This window comes from Pseudomonas sp. Marseille-P9899 (assembly GCF_903166565.1).
In the GTDB taxonomy this organism is placed as follows: domain Bacteria; phylum Pseudomonadota; class Gammaproteobacteria; order Pseudomonadales; family Pseudomonadaceae; genus Aquipseudomonas; species Aquipseudomonas huaxiensis.
This window is the reverse complement of record NZ_CAESCG010000004.1, coordinates 352,186-369,764: the sequence shown is the minus strand read 5'-3', so window position 1 is coordinate 369,764 and position 17,579 is coordinate 352,186. Positions and strand designations below refer to the sequence as shown.

Below are 17,579 nucleotides of genomic sequence, written 5' to 3'. Positions count from 1 at the left end.
GGCAAGTTAGGCAGGACATCACTGGATAATCGACATGTCCTGCCTTCCCTCCGATTTTCGCCCGGCCCTCGGCCTCTCCAACCCTCACCTGCAAACCCTCTGGGGTCCGCTGTGGCGCAAGCCGACAGCGCTGGCGCACCAGCGCGAGCGCGTGTGGCTGGCCGACGGCGATTTCCTTGATCTGGACTGGAGCGGCCCCCACGACAACACCGCGCCTCTGGTGCTGGTGCTGCATGGGCTTACCGGCTCGTCCTCCTCGCATTACGTGCTCGGCCTGCAACACGCGCTGAACGCCCGCGGCTGGGCCAGCGTGGCGGTGAACTGGCGCGGTTGCTCGGGCGAACCGAACCTGCTGCCGCGCAGCTACCACTCCGGCGCCAGCGAAGACCTGGCGGAAGTGATCGCCCACCTGCGCGCCCAGCGTCCGTCGGCGCCGCTGTACGCGGTGGGTTATTCATTGGGCGGGAATGTGCTGCTCAAGTACCTGGGCGAGACCGGATCGGCAAGCCAGCTGCAGGCTGCCGTGGCGGTGTCGGTGCCGTTTCGCCTAGACCAGTGCGCCGACCGCATCGGCCTGGGTTTCTCGCGGGTCTACCAGGCGCATTTCATCCGCGAAATGATCACCTACCTGAAGAACAAGGAGCGGCACTTCCAGCACCATGGCCAGCACGAAGGCCTGGAAACCCTGGCGCGGCTCGGGCCGCTGACCAACCTGCGCACCTTCTGGGACTTCGACGGACGCGTCACCGCCCCGCTCAACGGATTCGATGACGCCAACGACTATTACAAGCGCTCGTCCAGCCGCTACTACCTGGGCGAGAACCGCACACCGACGCTGATCATCCAGTCCCGCGACGACCCGTTCGTGTTCAGCCACAGCCTTCCCGAAGCCGGTGAGCTGGCCACTACCACCCACCTTGAGCTGCACGCGCATGGCGGTCATGTCGGCTTTATCGATGGCAGTCTGCGCCAGCCGGGGTATTACCTGGAACGGCGTATCCCCGAGTGGCTGGCGCAGCAGGCGGGGCGTTAATCGCCGGTCGCGATTTGATGCTGCGGATTATTGATCCACTCGCTCCACGAGCCCGCGTACAGCGGCGCCAGCGGATAACCGGCCAGGCTCAGGGCGAACAGGTTGTGGCAGGCGGTAACCCCGGAACCGCAGTAGGCCACCAGTGACTCCGGCTTGCGCGCGCCGATCAGTTTGGCGAAGCGTGCCTTGAGCTGGTCAGCGGGCAGGAAGCGGCCATCGGCGCCCAGGTTGTCGGTGAACGCCGCGCATTGCGCGCCGGGGATGTGCCCCGCCACCGGGTCGATCGGCTCCACTTCCCCGCGAAAACGCGGCAGGGCGCGGGCGTCGAGCAAGGTCAGCGCCGGGTCGCCCAGGCGCTCGCGCAGTTGCTCGGCACTGATCAGCAACGCCGAATCCGGCTCGCCGCTGAACGTGCCTTCGCGCTTGTCCGCCAGATCCAGGCTCAGCGGCAGGCCCGCCGTGTGCCAGGCCTTGAGGCCGCCATCGAGCAGGTACACGCCGCTGCGCTTGCCCAGCCAGGCGAGCAACCACCAGGCCCGCGCGGCGAACGCGCCAGGGCCGTCGTCATAGAGCACCACGTCGCTGTCGTTATCGATACCCCATTGCTGCAGGCGCTCGATCAACCGCTCCGGTTGCGGCAGCGGATGGCGCCCGGTCACACCCTTGACCACTGGCGCGCTCAGGTCGCGTTCCAGATCGGCGAAATGCGCCCCGGCAATATGCCCCTCGGCATAGCTGCGCTGGCCGTAATCCGGATCTTCCAGGGCAAAACGACAATCGAGAATCACCAGCTTCGGCTCGCCGAGGCGTTCCGCCAGTTGCCGGGGTGCAATCAGTTGCGCGTGAGGCATGACAGTCTCCATATCGATTGAACGGGGCGTTACTGCTCCAGCGCCTGCTGCAGCGGTACGTAGAATTCTTCGCAGAGCGCGTCCACCGCCGGGCGCGCCGTGGCGGTGACAAAACCGAGCTCCAGCACCAGCACCTGATAAACGCCGCGCTTGATGGCTTCTTCACTCAAATGCGCGGCATTTTCCCGGGTGGTGCAGAGAAAGCGGACCCAGGACGTGAGGATGATCCAGGCGTTGAGGGTCAGCGACTCGATCTGCACCGTGTTCATTTCCAGGATGTCCGCCTCGACAAAGCCGGTGTAAATGGCCTGCCCCTGCAACAGGCAGCGCTGGGAAAAGCGCCGGTAGCGGGCGGCCAGTTCCTTGTCGCTGTCGAGCAGGTGTTCGAGGTCGCGGTGCAGGAAGCGGTAGTTCCACATCGCCGCGAGGATCGCCTTCAAGTAGAAGCGCTTGTCCTCGACCGTGGCCAGGCGGCCTTTGGGCGGGTGCAGGAAACTTTCCACCTGTTCCTCATACTGACTGAACAACTCGGCAATGATTTCCTGCTTGTTGGCGAAGTGGTAGTAGAGGTTGCCGGGCGAGATTTCCATATGCGCGGCAATGTGGTTGGTACTGACGCTGCGCTCGCCCTGCTGGTTGAACAGCTCCAGGCTGTTTTGCACGATGCGCTCGCGGGTCTTGATACGCGGGGCCATGACGCCAGCTCCAAAAGCGTGAGCTTGAAATGTTTGGTTAATCTTACGGCCTCAATGGGGTGCGTGCATCTGCTGAATGCAGGGGAATTCAGCGCTGCGATGAGGCCCGACAGAGCCACACAAAAAGACCAACTAGAGTATATGCTCTAGCCGAAACAATTAGTCATGGAGGTCCCGATGCCCCAACTGGACTGGCTCGACGCCCTGTTCGAACAACAGCGCGCCGCCTTCAACCGCCTACCCATGCCGCCCCTGGCCCAGCGCCGGCAATGGCTCAAGGCCCTGCGCCAGGCGCTGATCGAGCGGCAGGACGAGTTGGTCACCGCCATCGACCAGGACTTCAACGGGCGCAGCGCCGACGAAACCCGGCTGGCTGAACTGATGCCCAGCGTGCTGGGCCTGGCCCATGCGGAAAAACACCTCGGCCACTGGATGAAGCCCCGGCGCCGCAGCGTCGGCCTGGCCTTCCAGCCGGCCAGTGCGCGCGTGCACTACCAACCGCTGGGCGTGGTCGGGATCATCGTGCCGTGGAACTATCCGCTGTTTCTCGCCATTGGCCCGCTCACCGGCGCCCTGGCTGCGGGCAATCGGGTGATGCTCAAGCTCAGCGAAACCACGCCGGCCACCGGGCTGGTGCTCAAGAACCTGCTGGAATCGGTGTTCCCCACGGACATGGTCAGCGTGGTGCTGGGCGAGGCCGACGTCGGCGAGGCGTTCTCCCGCCTGCCGTTCGACCACTTGCTGTTCACCGGCGCCACCAGCATCGGCCGCCACGTGATGCGCGCCGCCGCCGATAACCTCACCCCGGTGACCCTTGAACTGGGCGGCAAATCCCCGGCCATCGTCTCCACCCGCGTACCGCTGGCCGACGCCGCCGAGCGCATCGCCTTCGGCAAGACCCTCAACGCTGGGCAGACCTGCGTCGCGCCGGACTACGTGCTGGTGCCGGAAAAGCGGATCGCCGGCTTTATCGACGCTTACCGCGAGGCAGTAAAACGCTTTTACCCACAGGTGCAGGGCAACCCGGACTACACGGCGATCATCAGCGATCGCCACCTGGCCCGGCTCAACGGCTACCTTGATGACGCCCGCCTGCAAGGCGCCACAGTGACCAATCTGTACCCGGACGAGCCGCGGCAAGGTCGCCGCCTGCCGCCCTATCTGTTGCAAGACACCCACGCGCAGATGCAGGTGATGCAGGACGAAATTTTCGGTCCGTTACTGCCCATCGTGCCTTACCGGCATATCGACGAAGCCATTGCCTACATCAATCAGCGACCGCGTCCGCTGGCGCTTTACTACTTCGGCTACGAGCGCGGCGAACAGAGCCTGGTACTGGAAAACACCCACTCCGGCGGTGCCTGCCTCAACGACACCCTGCTGCACGTCGCCCAGGATGACCTGCCGTTCGGCGGCGTCGGCCCTTCCGGCATGGGCCACTACCACGGCTACGAGGGCTTCCAGACCTTCAGCCAGGCCAAGGGCGTGCTGGCCAAGCAACGCCTGAACCTGGCGCGGTTGATCTACCCGCCTTATGGCAAGCGCCTGCAACAACTGGTGTACCGTTTCTTCATCCGCTGATCGCTGCACAGGCCCGACAATAATGACAACATGCCTGCCCCACGCCGCCGCGCTCAACCGCCGCGGCCTGCTCAAGTTCAGCCTCGGCGCCACGCTGTTTCTCGGCGGCGCCAGCCTGCTCGGTTGCACCGCCGAAACGCCGGCCAGCGGCTTCGGCGTACTGCGCACCGCTGATCTGCCACTGCTACGCGCCATCACGCCGGTGATTCTCGCGGGTGCCGCGCCCGTCAGCGCTACGGAAGCGGTGCTCGCCCGTCTCGACGACACGCTGGCCAGCCTCTCGCCGGAAATGCTCGCGCTCACCCGGCAACTGCTCGACGTGCTCGCCCTGCCGCTGACCCGCGGTCCGCTCACCGGCATCTGGGGCGCCTGGGAACAGGCCAGCGTCGAAGACATCCGCGCCTTTCTGCTGCGCTGGCAGGACAGCGCGCTGAACCTGCTGCGCCAGGGTTACTGCTCGCTGCTGCAACTGCTGCTGATGGCCTGGTACAGCCTGCCCGACGCCTGGGGCACCTGCGGTTATCCCGGCCCGCCGAAATTCTGACCGACAAGAGCCCGCCCATGCCCGTACCCGATCTGTTCCGCGACGGCCTCGTCCGTGGCTGGAAAACCCGTGACGGCTCCGCCCTGAGCCAGGACCTGACCCTGGAAACCGACATCGCCATCATCGGCAGCGGGGCGGGCGGCGCCACCAGCGCGGAACACCTCAGCGCGGCCGGTTACCGGGTACTGCTGATCGAGGAAGGTCCGCTGCAGACCAGCAGCGACTTCAAGATGCTCGAACACGAGGCCTACGCCCGCCTTTACCAGGAAGGTATCGGCCGCATGAGCAAGGACGGTGCCATCACCATCCTGCAGGGCCGCGCCGTGGGCGGCACCACGCTGATCAACTGGACGTCCAGCTTCCGCACCCCGGAACCGACCTTGCAGCACTGGGCCCGCGAACACGGCGTCAGCGGCCTCGGCGCGGATGACTTGGCGCCCTGGTTCGAGCGCATGGAGCAACGCCTGAACATCGCGCCCTGGCAGGTGCCGCCCAACGCCAACAACGACGTGCTGCGCCGTGGCTGCTCGGCCCTCGGCCTGGACTGGAAGGTGATTCCGCGCAATGTGCGCGGCTGCGGCAACCTTGGCTATTGCGGCATGGGCTGCCCGCTCAACGCCAAGCAATCGATGCTGGTCACCAGCATTCCGGCGGCGCTGGAAAAAGGCGGCGAGCTGCTCTACCTCGCCCGCGCCGAACGTTTCGAACACGACGGCCAGCGCATCCGCGAACTGCACTGCGTGGCCATGGACCCGCGTTGCGTCGCGCCCACGGATCGGCGCATCCGGGTAAGGGCGCGGCACTACCTGCTGGCCGGTGGTGGCATCAACAGCCCGGCCCTGCTGCTGCGCTCGGACGCCCCGGACCCGCATCAGCGTCTCGGCAAGCGAACCTTCCTGCACCTGGTCAACTTCAGCGCGGCCCGCTTCGCCGAACCGGTGAACCCGTTCTACGGCGCGCCGCAGTCGATCTACAGCGACCACTTCCAGTGGCGCGGCGGCGTCACCGGCGCCATGGGCTACAAGCTGGAAGTACCGCCGCTGCACCCGGCCCTGGCCGCCACGCTGCTCGGCGGCTTTGGCGAGGACAACGCCCTGCGCATGGCCGACCTGCCCCACACCCACGTGATGCTGGCCCTGCTGCGCGACGGTTTCCACCCGGACAGCGTCGGCGGCAGCGTGCATTTGCGCGGAGACGGCACGCCGGTGCTCGATTACCCGGTGTCGGCCTATGCCTGGGACGGCGTGCGCCGGGCATTTCACAGCATGGCGCAGATTCAGTTCGCTGCCGGGGCCGAAAGTGTCCTGCCGCTGCACAGCCATGCGCGCCCCGCGAAAAATCTTGCGTAAGCCCGCTCGATGATCGACGACCTGTCGCTGGAACTGTTCCTCACCCGTCTCGGCAGCGCCCACGTGATGGGCGGCTGCGCCATGGGCGAAGACCCGCGCCAGAGCGTCTGCGACAGCCTTGGCCGGCATCATCAACTGGAAAACCTGTCGATCCACGACGGCTCGCTGTTCCCCACCAGCATCGGCGCCAACCCGCAATTGTCGGTCTACGCCATCAGCGCCCGGCTCAGCGAGCAGCTCGCCAAACGCCTGAAAATGCCTGCATGACAACAGCGGGCCGCGCTGTCTATAGTCCGTTGGGCCGGTGATGGCGACTTGGCCCGACAGTATCGGCTGCGCTACCATCCGAGTCCCTGGCTCTGTATGAAAAGCCTTGAGACGAAGGTCAGGCAAGGCGAAAACAGCCGAGGAAGCGGAGTTTACGGGTTGTAAATGAGCATTCCGAGGCTGTTTTCAACGCAGCATCACCAAGTATCAAGGTTTTTCATACAGAGCCTAACGCCCTCCTGCCAGGACGACGCGATGAACCGAGTGTTGTACCCGGGTACTTTCGACCCGATTACCAAGGGCCATGGCGATCTGGTCGAACGCGCCTCACGCCTGTTCGATCATGTGATCATCGCGGTTGCCGCCAGCCCCAAGAAAAACCCGCTGTTCCCACTGGAACAACGCGTGGAACTGGCGCGCGAGGTGACCCGGCACCTGCCCAACGTCGAAGTTCTTGGCTTCTCCACGTTGCTGGCGCACTTCGCCAAGGAGCAAGGCGCCAATGTCTTCCTGCGCGGCCTGCGTGCGGTGTCGGACTTCGAGTACGAGTTCCAGCTGGCCAACATGAACCGGCAACTGGCGCCCGACGTCGAAAGCCTGTTCCTCACCCCGTCGGAGCGGTATTCGTTCATCTCCTCGACGCTGGTGCGCGAGATCGCGGCGCTGGGCGGCGATATCACCAAGTTCGTCCACCCGGTAGTGGCTGAAGCCCTCACCGAGCGATTCAAGAAGTAATCTCAACTCCGGCCTGAAACCCGCGCCCGCGTGCACTGCGGGCGCTAATACGGCACAATTGCGCCCATTGGTTTTCAATTGCCAGTGCGCAAGAGCCTGGCCGGAGTCCCCATGTCCCTGATCATCACCGACGATTGCATCAACTGCGACGTCTGCGACCCCGAGTGCCCGACCGCCGCCATCTCCCAGGGCGAAGAGATCTACGTGATCGACCCGACCCTGTGCACCCAGTGCGTCGGCCACTATGACGAACCGCAATGCCAGCAAGTCTGCCCGGTCGACTGCATCCCGCTGGATGAAGCCCACCCGGAAACCGAAGACGAGCTGATGACCAAATACCGCCGTATTACCGGCAAGGCCTGATGCGGGGCGTCGCCCCTCTCCGATCGTTGTTCTTCGGCGCCAGCCTGGCGCTGTACAGCGTTGCGGCCCTGGCCGACGGACCGGGGCGCCCGGCGATCGCCACGCCCCATCCTGAGGCGACTGCCGCGGCGCGGGAAATCCTCAGTCAGGGCGGCAACGCCTTCGACGCGGCGATTGCCGTGAGCGCCGCACTGGCCGTGGTCGAGCCCTATGGTTCGGGCCTCGGTGGAGGCGGCTTCTTCCTGCTGCGCCAGCCCGGCACGCCCACCGGCTACCGCTTTATCGACGCCCGCGAAAAGGCGCCGGGCAACGCCACGGCGGACATGTACCTGAAAGACGGCAAGGTCGAGCCCGGCCTGTCGATCAACGGTCCGCTGGCGGCGGCCATCCCCGGCCTGCCCGCAGCGCTGGACGAACTGGCCGCGCGCTACGGCAAGCTTCCGCTGCGCAGCAGCCTGGCGCCGGCGATTCGCCTCGCCAACCAGGGTTTCGCCGTCGACCGCATCTACCGCGACCGCGCCACGATGCGCCTCAGCGCCTTGCGCGACGACGCCGAAAGCGCCCGACTGTTTCTCGACCGCAATGAAGTACCGGCCCTCGGCCAAGCGATCCGCCAGCCGGAACTGGCCGCCACCCTGCAGCGCTTGGCTGATCAGGGCCGCGACGGTTTCTACCGAGGGCCGGTGGCGCAAACGCTGGTGCGGGAAGTCAACGCGGCCGGTGGCATCTGGAGCCTGGACGACCTCGCCAACTACCGCACCGCCGAGCGCGAACCGCTGCGTTATCGCCTGGCCGACCAGCGCGAACTGATCAGCGCCCCGCCGCCGTCCGCCGGCGGCGTGGCCATCGCCCAGAGCCTGGCGATGCTCCAGCGACTGCCATGGCAAAGCGCCGACAAGGTGCAGCGCGCCCACTATGTGCTGGAAGTCTTGCGCCGGGCCTACCGCGACCGTGGCCTGCTGGGTGACCCGGACCATGTGGACAACCCCGTGCCGCGCCTGCTGTCGCGCTCGCACCTGGTTGAGCTGGCCGACAGCATCGACGTGCACGACGCCACACCGAGCAGCCGCCTGCCGCCGTCACCCGCCTGGCGCGAAGGCGACCACACCACCCACTTCGCCGTGATCGACGCCGACGGCAATGCCGTGGCGGCGACCTTGTCCGTCAACCTGCCTTTCGGCGCAGCCTTCACCGCGCCCGGTACCGGCGTGGTGCTGAACAATGAAATGGACGACTTCGCCGCCGACCCGCACGGCAGCAACAGCTACGGCCTGAGCGGCAGCCAGGCCAACGCCGTGGCGGCCGGCAAGCGACCGCTGTCGAGCATGAGCCCGAGCTTCATCGAAAGCCCCGGAGAGTTCGCAGCCTTCGGCACGCCGGGCGGCAGCCGAATTCCGAGCATGGTGCTGCTGTCGATGCTGGAATACCTGGACGGTCGGCCGGTGAATACCTGGCCGGAGGTTCCGCGCTATCACCACCAGTATTTACCGGATGTGGTGGAACATGAGCCGGGCGCATTCAGCAAGGCGGAGCAGCAGGCGCTGCGGGCACGCGGTTATGAGCTGAAGGATCTGGGACGCAGCTACGGCAATCAGCAGGTGCTGTTCTGGGACAAGCGGGATGGAAAGCTGGAGGCGGCGAGTGATCCGCGGGGGGTGGGCAGTTCAGAGGTGGTGAAGCCCTGAGATGGCCTCATCGCTGGCAAGCCCAGAGCGTCAGCATCACCGCAAACTGTGGGAGCGGATTCATCCGCGAAGGGCCGCGTAGCGGCCCCAAAACCATCCAGCACGAGGTGGCTGTCTATATCCAGAGTATCTGTCGACATTCAAGATGCCTGAATGTGAGATCCAGTCTAGGCAGAAACAGTGTGCTGGATGGGTTTAGGGCCGCTACGCGGCCCTTCGCGGATGAATCCGCTCCCACCGTTCGCTGTGACCTGAAGCGCGGTGCTTGCCTGCGAGATGTATAGATACCTATGCAGCAAAACTAAGATCTACTTCTGACACCGCGGACAAAACACACTGGCCCGCTGTCCCAGCTTCACTTCCCGCAACACCGTGCCACACACCTTGCACGGCTCCTCGCCCCGCCCATAGACGAACAGCTCCTGCTGGAAGTATCCCGGCTGACCATCCCCGCCAATGAAGTCTCGCAAGGTAGTGCCGCCTCGCTCGATCGCCGCCGCGAGGATGCGCTTGATCTCGATCGCCAGCCGCAGGTAGCGCGCCCGGGAAATCCCGCCCGCCTCGCGGCGCGGATCGATGCCCGCCGCGAACAGCGCTTCGGTCGCATAAATATTGCCAACCCCGACCACCACGGCGTTATCCATGATGAACGGCTTCACCGCCATTGACCGCCCGCGAGACAGTTGGAACAACCGCTCGCCATCAAACAGGTCAGTCAGCGGCTCTGGGCCGAGCCGGATCAGCAACTCATGCTCCAACGGCGTCTGGCTCCAGAGCATCGCGCCGAAGCGCCGCGGATCGGTGTAGCGCAGCGCCAGGCCGGACTCCAGCTCGATATCCACATGCTCGTGCTTTTCCGCCGGCAAGCCGATTTCCACCAGCCGCAAGTTGCCAGACATACCCAGGTGGCTGATCAGCGTCCCCACCTCGGCATTCAACAACAGGTATTTGGCGCGGCGCTCCACCGAGACGAACCGCTGCCCGGACAGGCGCACGTCAAGGTCTTCAGGGATCGGCCAGCGCAGACGGCGCTCGCGCACGATCACCCGGCTGACACGCTGGCCTTCGAGGTAAGGGGCAATGCCCCGACGAGTGGTTTCGACTTCAGGTAGTTCCGGCATCGATCAATGGCTGCCCAGTTCGCGGATGGTTTGCTTGAGGCTCTCGAAGTCGTATTCCGACAGGCCGATATAGTCCAGCACCAGGTGCCCGACGGTATTCCATTCGTGGTCCACGCTCTGGTTGCCCAGCACCCGGTGCGACGCGCAGATGTGCTCGGCCATCTTCAGGATCGCCAGCAGGTTCTTCAGCGGCGCATTGCGCGGCGAGTCGTCGCTGAACACCGCCAGGGCGTTGTGGTGGTTGGCGATGGCGGTGCTGACATGCTCCGGCAGGCGCCAGGACTTGGCCGTGTAGTAGCCCACCACCGCATGGTTGGTGTTGAACACCTGGTTCTCGGTGTCCACCACCCGCTGGTTGTCGCCGGCGCTGGCGTAGGCGTCTTCCAGCACACGCATGTATTCGGGGAAGCGCTTGAGCATCAGCGGCACGCCGCAATCGTGGAACAGGCCCAAAGCATAGGCCTCGTCCACCGCCTGGGAGCCAAAGCGCTTGGCCAGGGTCAGGCTGGTCATCGCCACGTCCTGGGCCGTGTCCCAGAAACGGTTGAGGGTGACGATGGTTTCATCGCTCATCTCGCCCTTGATCGACTGGGCGTTGATGAGGTTGATGATCGAACGGCTGCCCAGCAGGTTCACCGCGCGCTGGATCGAGGCGATCTTGTTGGTCAGGCCGTAATACGGCGAGTTGACGATCTTCAGCAACGCGCCAGACAGGCCAGGGTCCTGGGAAATCAGCTTGGCGATCACCTCAAGGTCGGGATCGGGCATGTACTGCTCCATCTGCAGGTCCACCATGATCTGCGGTTGGGGCGGGACGCTGATGCCTTGCAAGGCTTGCTGGATCTGTTCGGCGGTTAGTTCCGGGGTCATAAATTCACACTCGCGGCTGACGGCGAATTCTAACCTGATCAGTACAGTGGGGCGCCACGCAAAATACCGTCCGCTGGCCTGCAATTTGTCGCGCCGGCGCAGTGCTCGCCTGGTCGACAGGCTATACTCCCGCTCTTTTTTCCCGGAGCGACGTCATGTCCCTGCCCACCCTTCGCCTCAAAGCCAACGCCGACCGCCGCCTGCGCGCTGGCCACCTGTGGGTCTACAGCAACGAAATCGACGTCGCCGCCACCCCGCTGCACAGCTTCAAGGCCGGCGACCAGGCCATTCTGGAAACCGCAGGCGGCAAGGGCCTGGGCATCGTTGCCCTGAGCCCGAACAACCTGATCTGCGCCCGCCTGCTGTCGCGCGACGTCAAGCTGGCACTGGACAAGTCGCTGCTGGTGCACCGCCTGAACGTCGCCCTGTCGCTGCGCGAGCGCCTGTTCGACAAGCCGTTCTACCGCCTGGTCTACGGCGATTCCGACCTGCTGCCGGGCTTGGTGGTCGACCGTTTCGGCGACATCCTCGTGGTGCAACTGGCCTCGCCGGCCATGGAGCGTCACCGCGATGACGTCCTCGCCGCGCTGATCCAGGTGCTCAAGCCGAGCGGCGTGCTGTTCAAGAACGACTCGTCCGCCCGTGATGCCGAAGGCCTGGAGCGTTATGTCGAGACCGCCTACGGCGAAGTGCCGGAGTGGGTTGCGCTGGAAGAGAACGGCGTGAAGTTCGAAGCGCCGGTGATGGAAGGCCAGAAGACCGGCTGGTTCTACGACCACCGCATGAACCGCGCGCGCCTGGCGCCGTACGTCAAGGGCAAGCGTGTGCTTGACCTGTTCAGCTACATCGGCGGTTGGGGCGTGCAGGCTGCGGCCTTCGGCGCCAGCGAAGTGTTCTGCGTCGACGCCTCGAGCTTCGCCCTCGATGGCGTGGAGCGCAATGCCGCGCTGAACGGCTTCGCCGAGAAAATGACCTGCATCGAAGGCGACGTGTTCGCCGCGCTGCGCGAGCTGAAGGCTTCGGAAGAGCGCTTCGACGTGATCGTCGCCGACCCGCCCGCCTTCATCAAACGCAAGAAAGACCTGAAAAACGGCGAAGGCGCCTACCGCCGCCTGAACGAACAGGCCATGCGCCTGCTCAGCAAGGACGGCATCCTGGTCAGCGCATCGTGCTCGATGCACCTGCCGGAAGACGACCTGCAGAACATCCTGCTCACCAGCGCCCGCCACCTGGACCGCAACATTCAGCTACTCGAGCGCGGCGGCCAGGGCCCGGACCACCCGGTACACCCGGCAATCCCGGAAACCCGCTACATCAAGAGCATCACCTGCCGCCTGCTGCCTAACAGCTGAGTGCGCCGCTGAAATGAAAAATCCCGGCCTGGTGCCGGGATTTTTTATGGGCGCGAACCGTGGCGGACTAGATCCTGCCCAACATCGACCTCACCACCCGCCGATGAAACGGCGCGATCAGGCGCATGTAGAAGCGACCCAGTGCATTGTGCGGTTCGACGATGGAGGTCAGGCTGAGCTGGTTGTTGGGGTCCAGATGCACGGAAATCAGTACATCCAGGTGGCTGTCCTTGAGCGACAGCACCAGTTCCTTGTCTGTCACCGCGGCGATCTGGAAGAAGTCGAGGTTGTCGCCGACCCGTGGGGTCTGCTGTTCGCGCAGGTTGAAGCCGGCGACCGGCTTGAGGCCGAAGGGCCGGACCAGCATGTCGCGCAGGCGGATGGCCTTGTTGACCCAATCGGGCACCGCGCGGCTCATGCGCTGGTAGGCGTCCAGCGCGGTCAGGCCCTGTTCGGGGGTTACCCGGCGGGCGAAGCAATCGAAGAACCAGGCCGTTGTGGAGAGCATGCGCAGGACGCTGCTGGCGGGAACATCGGCAGGGTGGACCATAAATTCCTCCATGGAAGTCCAGGACGAGAAGCCGATCACGGTAGCGCCCCGTCGCCCGGAAAGCGAGCCCGACCAAAAAAGGGCTTGTCTGCGACACAAAGCGCCTTGCCGCGCGCGCCAACTGTCTATTGCGCCATTCCCTAAGCCCGCCAGCGGTGTAGAATCGGCCTATTCATCGCCAGTCATCCCCCGGCGGGTTTATGAGCTCTGGCCGAGCGCACGGCGATCCCGCGGCGTCTTCGGCTTCATCCGTACCAGCGGCCACCTGCCTTGCGGTACCACGGACAAGAGAAGCTCACTCCCCTCATTGATACCGGATTAGCCGCCAGGAGTGCTTCATGCCTGATTACCGTTCCAAAACGTCCACCCACGGCCGCAACATGGCCGGTGCCCGCGCGCTGTGGCGCGCCACCGGTATGAAGGACGAGGACTTCAAGAAGCCGATCATCGCGATCGCCAACTCGTTCACCCAGTTCGTCCCGGGCCACGTGCACCTGAAGGACCTGGGCCAACTGGTCGCCCGCGAAGTGGAACGCGCCGGTGGCGTGGCGAAGGAATTCAACACCATCGCGGTGGATGACGGCATCGCCATGGGTCACGACGGCATGCTCTATTCGCTGCCGAGCCGCGAGATCATCGCCGACTCCGTCGAGTACATGGTCAACGCCCACTGCGCCGACGCCATCGTCTGCATCTCCAACTGCGACAAGATCACCCCCGGCATGCTGATGGCGTCCCTGCGCCTGAACATCCCGGTGATCTTCGTTTCCGGCGGCCCGATGGAAGCCGGCAAGACCAAACTGGCCAGCCACGGCCTGGACCTGGTCGACGCCATGGTCATCGCCGCCGACTCCACCGCCAGCGACGAGAAAGTCGCCGAATACGAGCGCAGCGCTTGCCCGACGTGCGGTTCGTGCTCCGGCATGTTCACCGCCAACTCGATGAACTGCCTGACCGAGGCCCTGGGCCTGTCGCTGCCAGGCAACGGTTCGACCCTGGCAACCCACTCCGACCGCGAGCAGTTGTTCCTGACCGCCGGCCGTACCATCGTCGAGCTGTGCAAACGCTACTACGGCGAGAACGACGAGAGCGTGCTGCCGCGCAACATCGCCAGCTTCAAGGCGTTCGAAAACGCCATGACCCTGGACATCGCCATGGGCGGTTCGACCAACACCATCCTGCACTTGCTGGCCGCGGCCCAGGAGGCCGAGCTTGCCTTCGACCTGCGCGACATCGATCGCCTGTCGCGCAAAGTGCCGCAACTGTGCAAGGTCGCGCCGAACATCCAGAAGTACCACATGGAAGACGTCCATCGCGCCGGTGGCATCATCAGCATCCTCGGTTCGCTGGCCCGTGGCGGCCTGCTGCACACCGACGTGCCGACCGTGCACACCCGCAGCCTGGAAGAAGCCATCGCCAAGTGGGACATCACCCAGACCGACGACGAAGCGGTGCACCACTTCTTCAAGGCCGGCCCGGCCGGTATCCCGACCCAGACCGCGTTCAGCCAGTCGACCCGTTGGGAAACCCTGGATGACGACCGTGAAAACGGCTGCATCCGTAGCGTCGAGCACGCCTACTCGCAAGAAGGCGGCCTGGCCGTGCTGTACGGCAACATCGCACTGGACGGCTGCGTGGTGAAAACCGCGGGCGTCGATGAGTCGATCCACGTGTTCGAAGGCAACGCGAAGATCTTCGAAAGCCAGGACAGCGCGGTACGCGGCATCCTCGCCGACGAAGTGAAGGAAGGCGACATCGTCATCATTCGCTACGAAGGCCCGAAAGGCGGCCCGGGCATGCAGGAAATGCTGTATCCGACCTCGTACCTGAAGTCCAAGGGCCTGGGCAAAGCCTGCGCCCTGCTGACCGACGGCCGTTTCTCCGGCGGTACTTCGGGCCTGTCCATCGGCCACGCCTCGCCGGAAGCTGCTGCTGGCGGCGCCATCGGCCTGGTTAAGGACGGCGACAAGGTGCTGATCGACATTCCGAACCGCTCGATCAACCTGTTGATCAGCGATGAAGAACTGGCGGCGCGCCGCGTCGTTCAGGACCAGAAAGGCTGGAAACCGGTGGAACAGCGTCCGCGCAAAGTGACCACCGCGCTGAAAGCCTACGCCCTGCTGGCCACCAGTGCCGACAAGGGTGCGGTGCGTGACAAGGCTCTGCTCGACGGGCTGTGAGTCGTAGAGCGGAATGAAAAAACCGGCGCCTTTGGGTGCCGGTTTTTTTATGCTCTCAATGCGCTGGCTGCAACTGCCCAGCCCCGAAAGCTGACAGCCTCTCAAGAGCAATTTTCAGCGACTCATCGTCAAAGATATTGCTTTTCCGCTTACCTGCTCCTGCACCACCGGACCAGCCTTTCAAGGCCTCTCTGATAACGGGAACATCAGGTGCAACGCCCTCTCGAGACAGTAACCAGTCTACTGTCGCCAAAAGCTCCATACCGAAGGGCGATTCGAACCCATCAATTAGATCAGCAGTAAATTCAAGAGCAGGTAGGTAAAGCTTGGCTTCACTATTCAAATACGCCTGCACAAATGCCTTGCGCCCATCATCAAACCAGATCACATCAGAAGGGCCAGCGTCACCGATGCGTTTTCCACAATGCAAATAGCTACCGTCGAGATTGTCGAGCAAATGCTCCAGGCGATTAGCATAGGGCCCATATTTGTGCGCAACGAACTTCAGGGCCAGGGGATTATTGCCAGGTGTGAAGCGCTCTATTGACCGTTCCAGAAACCAAGCCAGTTTCTGAATCTCTAAAAGGCTGCACTCCATACCCAATACCCAATATCGGCGTACCAGCTCGGCAATCAGCGCGCGAGCCGGCGTCAACTGCTCAACTCCACTCCGCTTTGACACGTTCTGGTATTTTCCAGTCGGCTCGAAAACCAGAACATCCGCGTCGAGATCACCAAGAATCGCCTCGATCTGCTCTCGTACGGACGCCCAAGGCAACCCGCCGTTGCCCGCCCCCAAGGGAGGTATTGCAATGGATGAAACGCTATTGGCAACGACAAAACTGCGCAGGTCGTGCAACCCCTCAACGATCCAGGTCAGTTGAGAAGGCGATCGCCAATGACGTTTGGTGGGAAAGTTCACAATCCAGCGTGGCCCATCCAGTTCGCGCACCTCTGTTACAAACATTTTTCCGGTGACAACCTCACTCGCTTTGCAGGCAGCACCATAAAGTCGATAGTTCTCGGCAAAGCGCTCCTTGAACATCAGCGCGATCCCCTTACCCATCACCCCTACGGTATTGACGGTGTTAACCAATGCTTCGGCCTTGGCCTCCAGCAGGTTACCTTGTGTAAAGCGAATCATTGGAAATACCACCCAGGTCGAGCATGCACGGGGAGATTCAGCTGGCATCGCTGAACCTCCTTGTCGACGCCTCGTTTCACAGTTTCGTTGTAGCAGACAATACCCAGAAGACCAGCGACGGGTACGTGTCCATGGATCAGCGCCTCAGCCTGATAGCGCTCCATTTTACGCGGGTCATCCGGGTCGCGCTTGAAGTCCCGGTGCTGTAAGAGAGGCCAGTCGATCTTGTTCAAGTGCTGCAGATCGCTGTAATAGCCGGTCCAATCCGGATAGGCATGAGCATCCGTAAAGATGAACCGAAGGTCCATTGATTGGAGATGGTACAGACTAGAGACAAGAATCACGATCTCTTCATTTGGCCGCTGCTGGACCCCCCACCCCGAATGAATGTTCTTCATCATTACCGAGAAAGGCGTGAAGTAGAAAGGAATGTAGTCTGCCAAAGTACCGCCAGGGGCAATGTGCACCGTGCGCTGGAAGCGCTTGCAAATCAGGTCTGGGTTACCAATGCTTACGTAGTTGCCAGTGAGCTTGCCGGTCCCTACAGCATCCAATCCGTGGGATAACACCCACGGCAGATTGTCCCTATGAATGATTCTCCAGATCAGGGCTTTTTGAGCGTTGAGGTTCTTGAAAATCATCTGGTTGAAAACATGTTGGGATTTGCCTCTATCCAGAGCCTCGGGTGGCCAAGCTCTTGCGCCAGCTCCACGACTCTCAATCTGAGCGCTTCGGACGGAGTAAAGATTTTGGCGAAGTCACCAACCGGAACCGGAGCAGGGGAGAGACATTCTGCCATGCAGACATGACGACAGGCAGCGTTTGAATAATCCCGCTGATCCATGAGTTCCCAATCAATTGCGTTTATGCCGTCCTCATACGCCATGATTTCGAGACGTCCGCCAGCCAATGGATGGCGGGGGATCACTTGCCAGCCTTGATCTCTGGCATGCTCGCGGTAAACAGCGATCAACACGAAGGCTGTTTCAGGGTGGTCAGCTTGAACCCGTCCGTCGAATGGGTTTCGTGAGAACCAATGAAATGGAACAAATGTTTCCAATCCGTTGTTCATTCGCCCTTCGATGATTTCTGCATCCGCTACATCCGCAAAGTCTCGAGGGTGCAGCTCTGCTCTTGGCAGCAACCCGTTGCGCAGGATTGAAGAGACATTTTCAAAGCTGGTTAGATGATAAATAAAGCTTCTATCGCGAATGCTCACCACTGATACCCCACGCAAAATGGCCATCAACATGATGGCC

At 63.1% G+C, this 17,579-nt stretch carries 16 protein-coding genes and 1 pseudogene; 9 read left to right on the top strand and 8 right to left on the bottom strand.

What is annotated here, in order from left to right:
• Window positions 1-34 precede the first annotated feature (34 nt).
• Entirely contained in the window at window positions 35-1,033 is a 999-nt protein-coding gene (locus HWV67_RS21475; RefSeq protein WP_175652683.1) for a hydrolase, read from the top strand.
• Here the strand turns inward: HWV67_RS21475 and HWV67_RS21470 are convergent.
• Together HWV67_RS21470 and HWV67_RS21465 are read right to left on the bottom strand one after the other, a co-directional pair.
• A complete protein-coding gene (locus HWV67_RS21470) occupies window positions 1,030-1,884 on the bottom strand; it encodes a sulfurtransferase (protein WP_175652682.1) in 855 nt (284 codons plus the stop codon). The two genes, HWV67_RS21475 and HWV67_RS21470, sit on opposite strands and share 4 nt — an antisense overlap.
• A gap of 29 nt (window positions 1,885-1,913) precedes the next feature.
• Window positions 1,914-2,579, bottom strand: a complete 666-nt coding sequence (locus tag HWV67_RS21465) for a TetR/AcrR family transcriptional regulator (RefSeq protein WP_095156356.1) — start codon at window positions 2,577-2,579, stop codon at window positions 1,914-1,916.
• Window positions 2,580-2,744: 165 nt separating this feature from the next.
• Between HWV67_RS21465 and HWV67_RS21460 the strand changes: the two genes are divergently transcribed.
• The 6 genes and pseudogenes from HWV67_RS21460 (at window position 2,745) to ggt (ending at window position 9,103) form a co-directional block, all read left to right on the top strand.
• On the top strand, window positions 2,745-4,160 hold the full coding sequence (locus HWV67_RS21460; protein WP_256680162.1) for a coniferyl aldehyde dehydrogenase: 1,416 nt from the start codon (window positions 2,745-2,747) through the stop codon (window positions 4,158-4,160).
• Window positions 4,161-4,182: 22 nt separating this feature from the next.
• Window positions 4,183-4,704, top strand: a complete 522-nt coding sequence (locus HWV67_RS21455) for a twin-arginine translocation pathway signal protein (RefSeq protein ID WP_175652680.1) — start codon at window positions 4,183-4,185, stop codon at window positions 4,702-4,704.
• Between the two features lie 17 nt (window positions 4,705-4,721).
• Window positions 4,722-6,320 (top strand): annotated as a pseudogene (locus HWV67_RS21450) (GMC family oxidoreductase N-terminal domain-containing protein).
• A 255-nt stretch (window positions 6,321-6,575) separates the two neighbouring features.
• Window positions 6,576-7,055, top strand: coding sequence for a pantetheine-phosphate adenylyltransferase (gene coaD, locus HWV67_RS21445; RefSeq protein ID WP_175652679.1), 480 nt, complete (start codon window positions 6,576-6,578; stop codon window positions 7,053-7,055).
• A 111-nt stretch (window positions 7,056-7,166) separates the two neighbouring features.
• Complete coding sequence (locus tag HWV67_RS21440) at window positions 7,167-7,418, top strand: YfhL family 4Fe-4S dicluster ferredoxin (protein ID WP_175652678.1); 252 nt, start codon at window positions 7,167-7,169, stop codon at window positions 7,416-7,418.
• Entirely contained in the window at window positions 7,418-9,103 is a 1,686-nt protein-coding gene (ggt, locus tag HWV67_RS21435) for a gamma-glutamyltransferase (RefSeq protein ID WP_175652677.1), read from the top strand. The genes HWV67_RS21440 and ggt overlap by 1 nt, the downstream gene beginning before the upstream one ends.
• A 308-nt stretch (window positions 9,104-9,411) precedes the next feature.
• Here the strand turns inward: ggt and mutM are convergent, their stop codons facing one another.
• Window positions 9,412-10,224 carry a bifunctional DNA-formamidopyrimidine glycosylase/DNA-(apurinic or apyrimidinic site) lyase gene (mutM, locus tag HWV67_RS21430; RefSeq protein ID WP_175652676.1) on the bottom strand — a complete coding sequence of 271 codons (813 nt, stop codon included), beginning with the start codon at window positions 10,222-10,224 and terminating at the stop codon, window positions 9,412-9,414.
• Window positions 10,225-10,227: 3 nt separating this feature from the next.
• Window positions 10,228-11,094 carry an HDOD domain-containing protein gene (locus HWV67_RS21425; RefSeq protein WP_175652675.1) on the bottom strand — a complete coding sequence of 289 codons (867 nt, stop codon included), beginning with the start codon at window positions 11,092-11,094 and terminating at the stop codon, window positions 10,228-10,230.
• Between the two features lie 155 nt (window positions 11,095-11,249).
• Between HWV67_RS21425 and HWV67_RS21420 the strand changes: the two genes are divergently transcribed.
• Window positions 11,250-12,446 carry a class I SAM-dependent rRNA methyltransferase gene (locus HWV67_RS21420; RefSeq protein ID WP_175652674.1) on the top strand — a complete coding sequence of 399 codons (1,197 nt, stop codon included), beginning with the start codon at window positions 11,250-11,252 and terminating at the stop codon, window positions 12,444-12,446.
• A gap of 67 nt (window positions 12,447-12,513) precedes the next feature.
• Here HWV67_RS21420 and HWV67_RS21415 read toward each other — a convergent pair whose 3' ends face one another.
• Window positions 12,514-12,996, bottom strand: coding sequence for a DUF2867 domain-containing protein (locus HWV67_RS21415; RefSeq protein WP_157969695.1), 483 nt, complete (start codon window positions 12,994-12,996; stop codon window positions 12,514-12,516).
• A gap of 338 nt (window positions 12,997-13,334) precedes the next feature.
• On the opposite strand from HWV67_RS21415, the gene ilvD reads away from it, so the two are divergent.
• Window positions 13,335-15,176: a dihydroxy-acid dehydratase gene (ilvD, locus tag HWV67_RS21410; protein ID WP_175652673.1), complete on the top strand. Its 1,842-nt coding sequence runs from the start codon at window positions 13,335-13,337 to the stop codon at window positions 15,174-15,176.
• A gap of 55 nt (window positions 15,177-15,231) precedes the next feature.
• On the opposite strand, the gene darG is transcribed toward ilvD, so the two are convergent.
• From darG to HWV67_RS21395, 3 genes are read right to left on the bottom strand one after another with little or no spacing between them, the layout of a single operon-like run.
• Window positions 15,232-16,320 (bottom strand): type II toxin-antitoxin system antitoxin DNA ADP-ribosyl glycohydrolase DarG, encoded by a 1,089-nt coding sequence (gene darG / locus HWV67_RS21405; protein WP_175652824.1) that lies wholly within the window; start codon window positions 16,318-16,320, stop codon window positions 15,232-15,234.
• Window positions 16,317-16,961, bottom strand: a complete 645-nt coding sequence (darT, locus tag HWV67_RS21400; RefSeq protein ID WP_175652672.1) for a type II toxin-antitoxin system toxin DNA ADP-ribosyl transferase DarT — start codon at window positions 16,959-16,961, stop codon at window positions 16,317-16,319. The genes darG and darT overlap by 4 nt, the downstream gene beginning before the upstream one ends.
• Window positions 16,958-17,572: a DarT ssDNA thymidine ADP-ribosyltransferase family protein gene (locus HWV67_RS21395; protein ID WP_256680161.1), complete on the bottom strand. Its 615-nt coding sequence runs from the start codon at window positions 17,570-17,572 to the stop codon at window positions 16,958-16,960. Before HWV67_RS21395 ends, darT begins: the two co-directional genes overlap by 4 nt.
• Window positions 17,573-17,579 lie beyond the last annotated feature (7 nt).

Bases quoted from the DNA above. Each gene is read 5' to 3' on its own strand.
- HWV67_RS21475 (WP_175652683.1), top strand. From the start codon at position 35: ATGTCCTGCCTTCCCTCCGATTTTCGCCCGGCCCTCGGCCTCTCCAAC.
- HWV67_RS21470 (WP_175652682.1), bottom strand. From the start codon at position 1,884: ATGCCTCACGCGCAACTGATTGCACCCCGGCAACTGGCGGAACGCCTC.
- HWV67_RS21465 (WP_095156356.1), bottom strand. From the start codon at position 2,579: ATGGCCCCGCGTATCAAGACCCGCGAGCGCATCGTGCAAAACAGCCTG.
- HWV67_RS21460 (WP_256680162.1), top strand. From the start codon at position 2,745: ATGGAGGTCCCGATGCCCCAACTGGACTGGCTCGACGCCCTGTTCGAA.
- HWV67_RS21455 (WP_175652680.1), top strand. From the start codon at position 4,183: ATGACAACATGCCTGCCCCACGCCGCCGCGCTCAACCGCCGCGGCCTG.
- coaD (WP_175652679.1), top strand. From the start codon at position 6,576: ATGAACCGAGTGTTGTACCCGGGTACTTTCGACCCGATTACCAAGGGC.
- HWV67_RS21440 (WP_175652678.1), top strand. From the start codon at position 7,167: ATGTCCCTGATCATCACCGACGATTGCATCAACTGCGACGTCTGCGAC.
- ggt (WP_175652677.1), top strand. From the start codon at position 7,418: ATGCGGGGCGTCGCCCCTCTCCGATCGTTGTTCTTCGGCGCCAGCCTG.
- mutM (WP_175652676.1), bottom strand. From the start codon at position 10,224: ATGCCGGAACTACCTGAAGTCGAAACCACTCGTCGGGGCATTGCCCCT.
- HWV67_RS21425 (WP_175652675.1), bottom strand. From the start codon at position 11,094: ATGACCCCGGAACTAACCGCCGAACAGATCCAGCAAGCCTTGCAAGGC.
- HWV67_RS21420 (WP_175652674.1), top strand. From the start codon at position 11,250: ATGTCCCTGCCCACCCTTCGCCTCAAAGCCAACGCCGACCGCCGCCTG.
- HWV67_RS21415 (WP_157969695.1), bottom strand. From the start codon at position 12,996: ATGGTCCACCCTGCCGATGTTCCCGCCAGCAGCGTCCTGCGCATGCTC.
- ilvD (WP_175652673.1), top strand. From the start codon at position 13,335: ATGCCTGATTACCGTTCCAAAACGTCCACCCACGGCCGCAACATGGCC.
- darG (WP_175652824.1), bottom strand. From the start codon at position 16,320: ATGATTCGCTTTACACAAGGTAACCTGCTGGAGGCCAAGGCCGAAGCA.
- darT (WP_175652672.1), bottom strand. From the start codon at position 16,961: ATGATTTTCAAGAACCTCAACGCTCAAAAAGCCCTGATCTGGAGAATC.
- HWV67_RS21395 (WP_256680161.1), bottom strand. From the start codon at position 17,572: ATGTTGATGGCCATTTTGCGTGGGGTATCAGTGGTGAGCATTCGCGAT.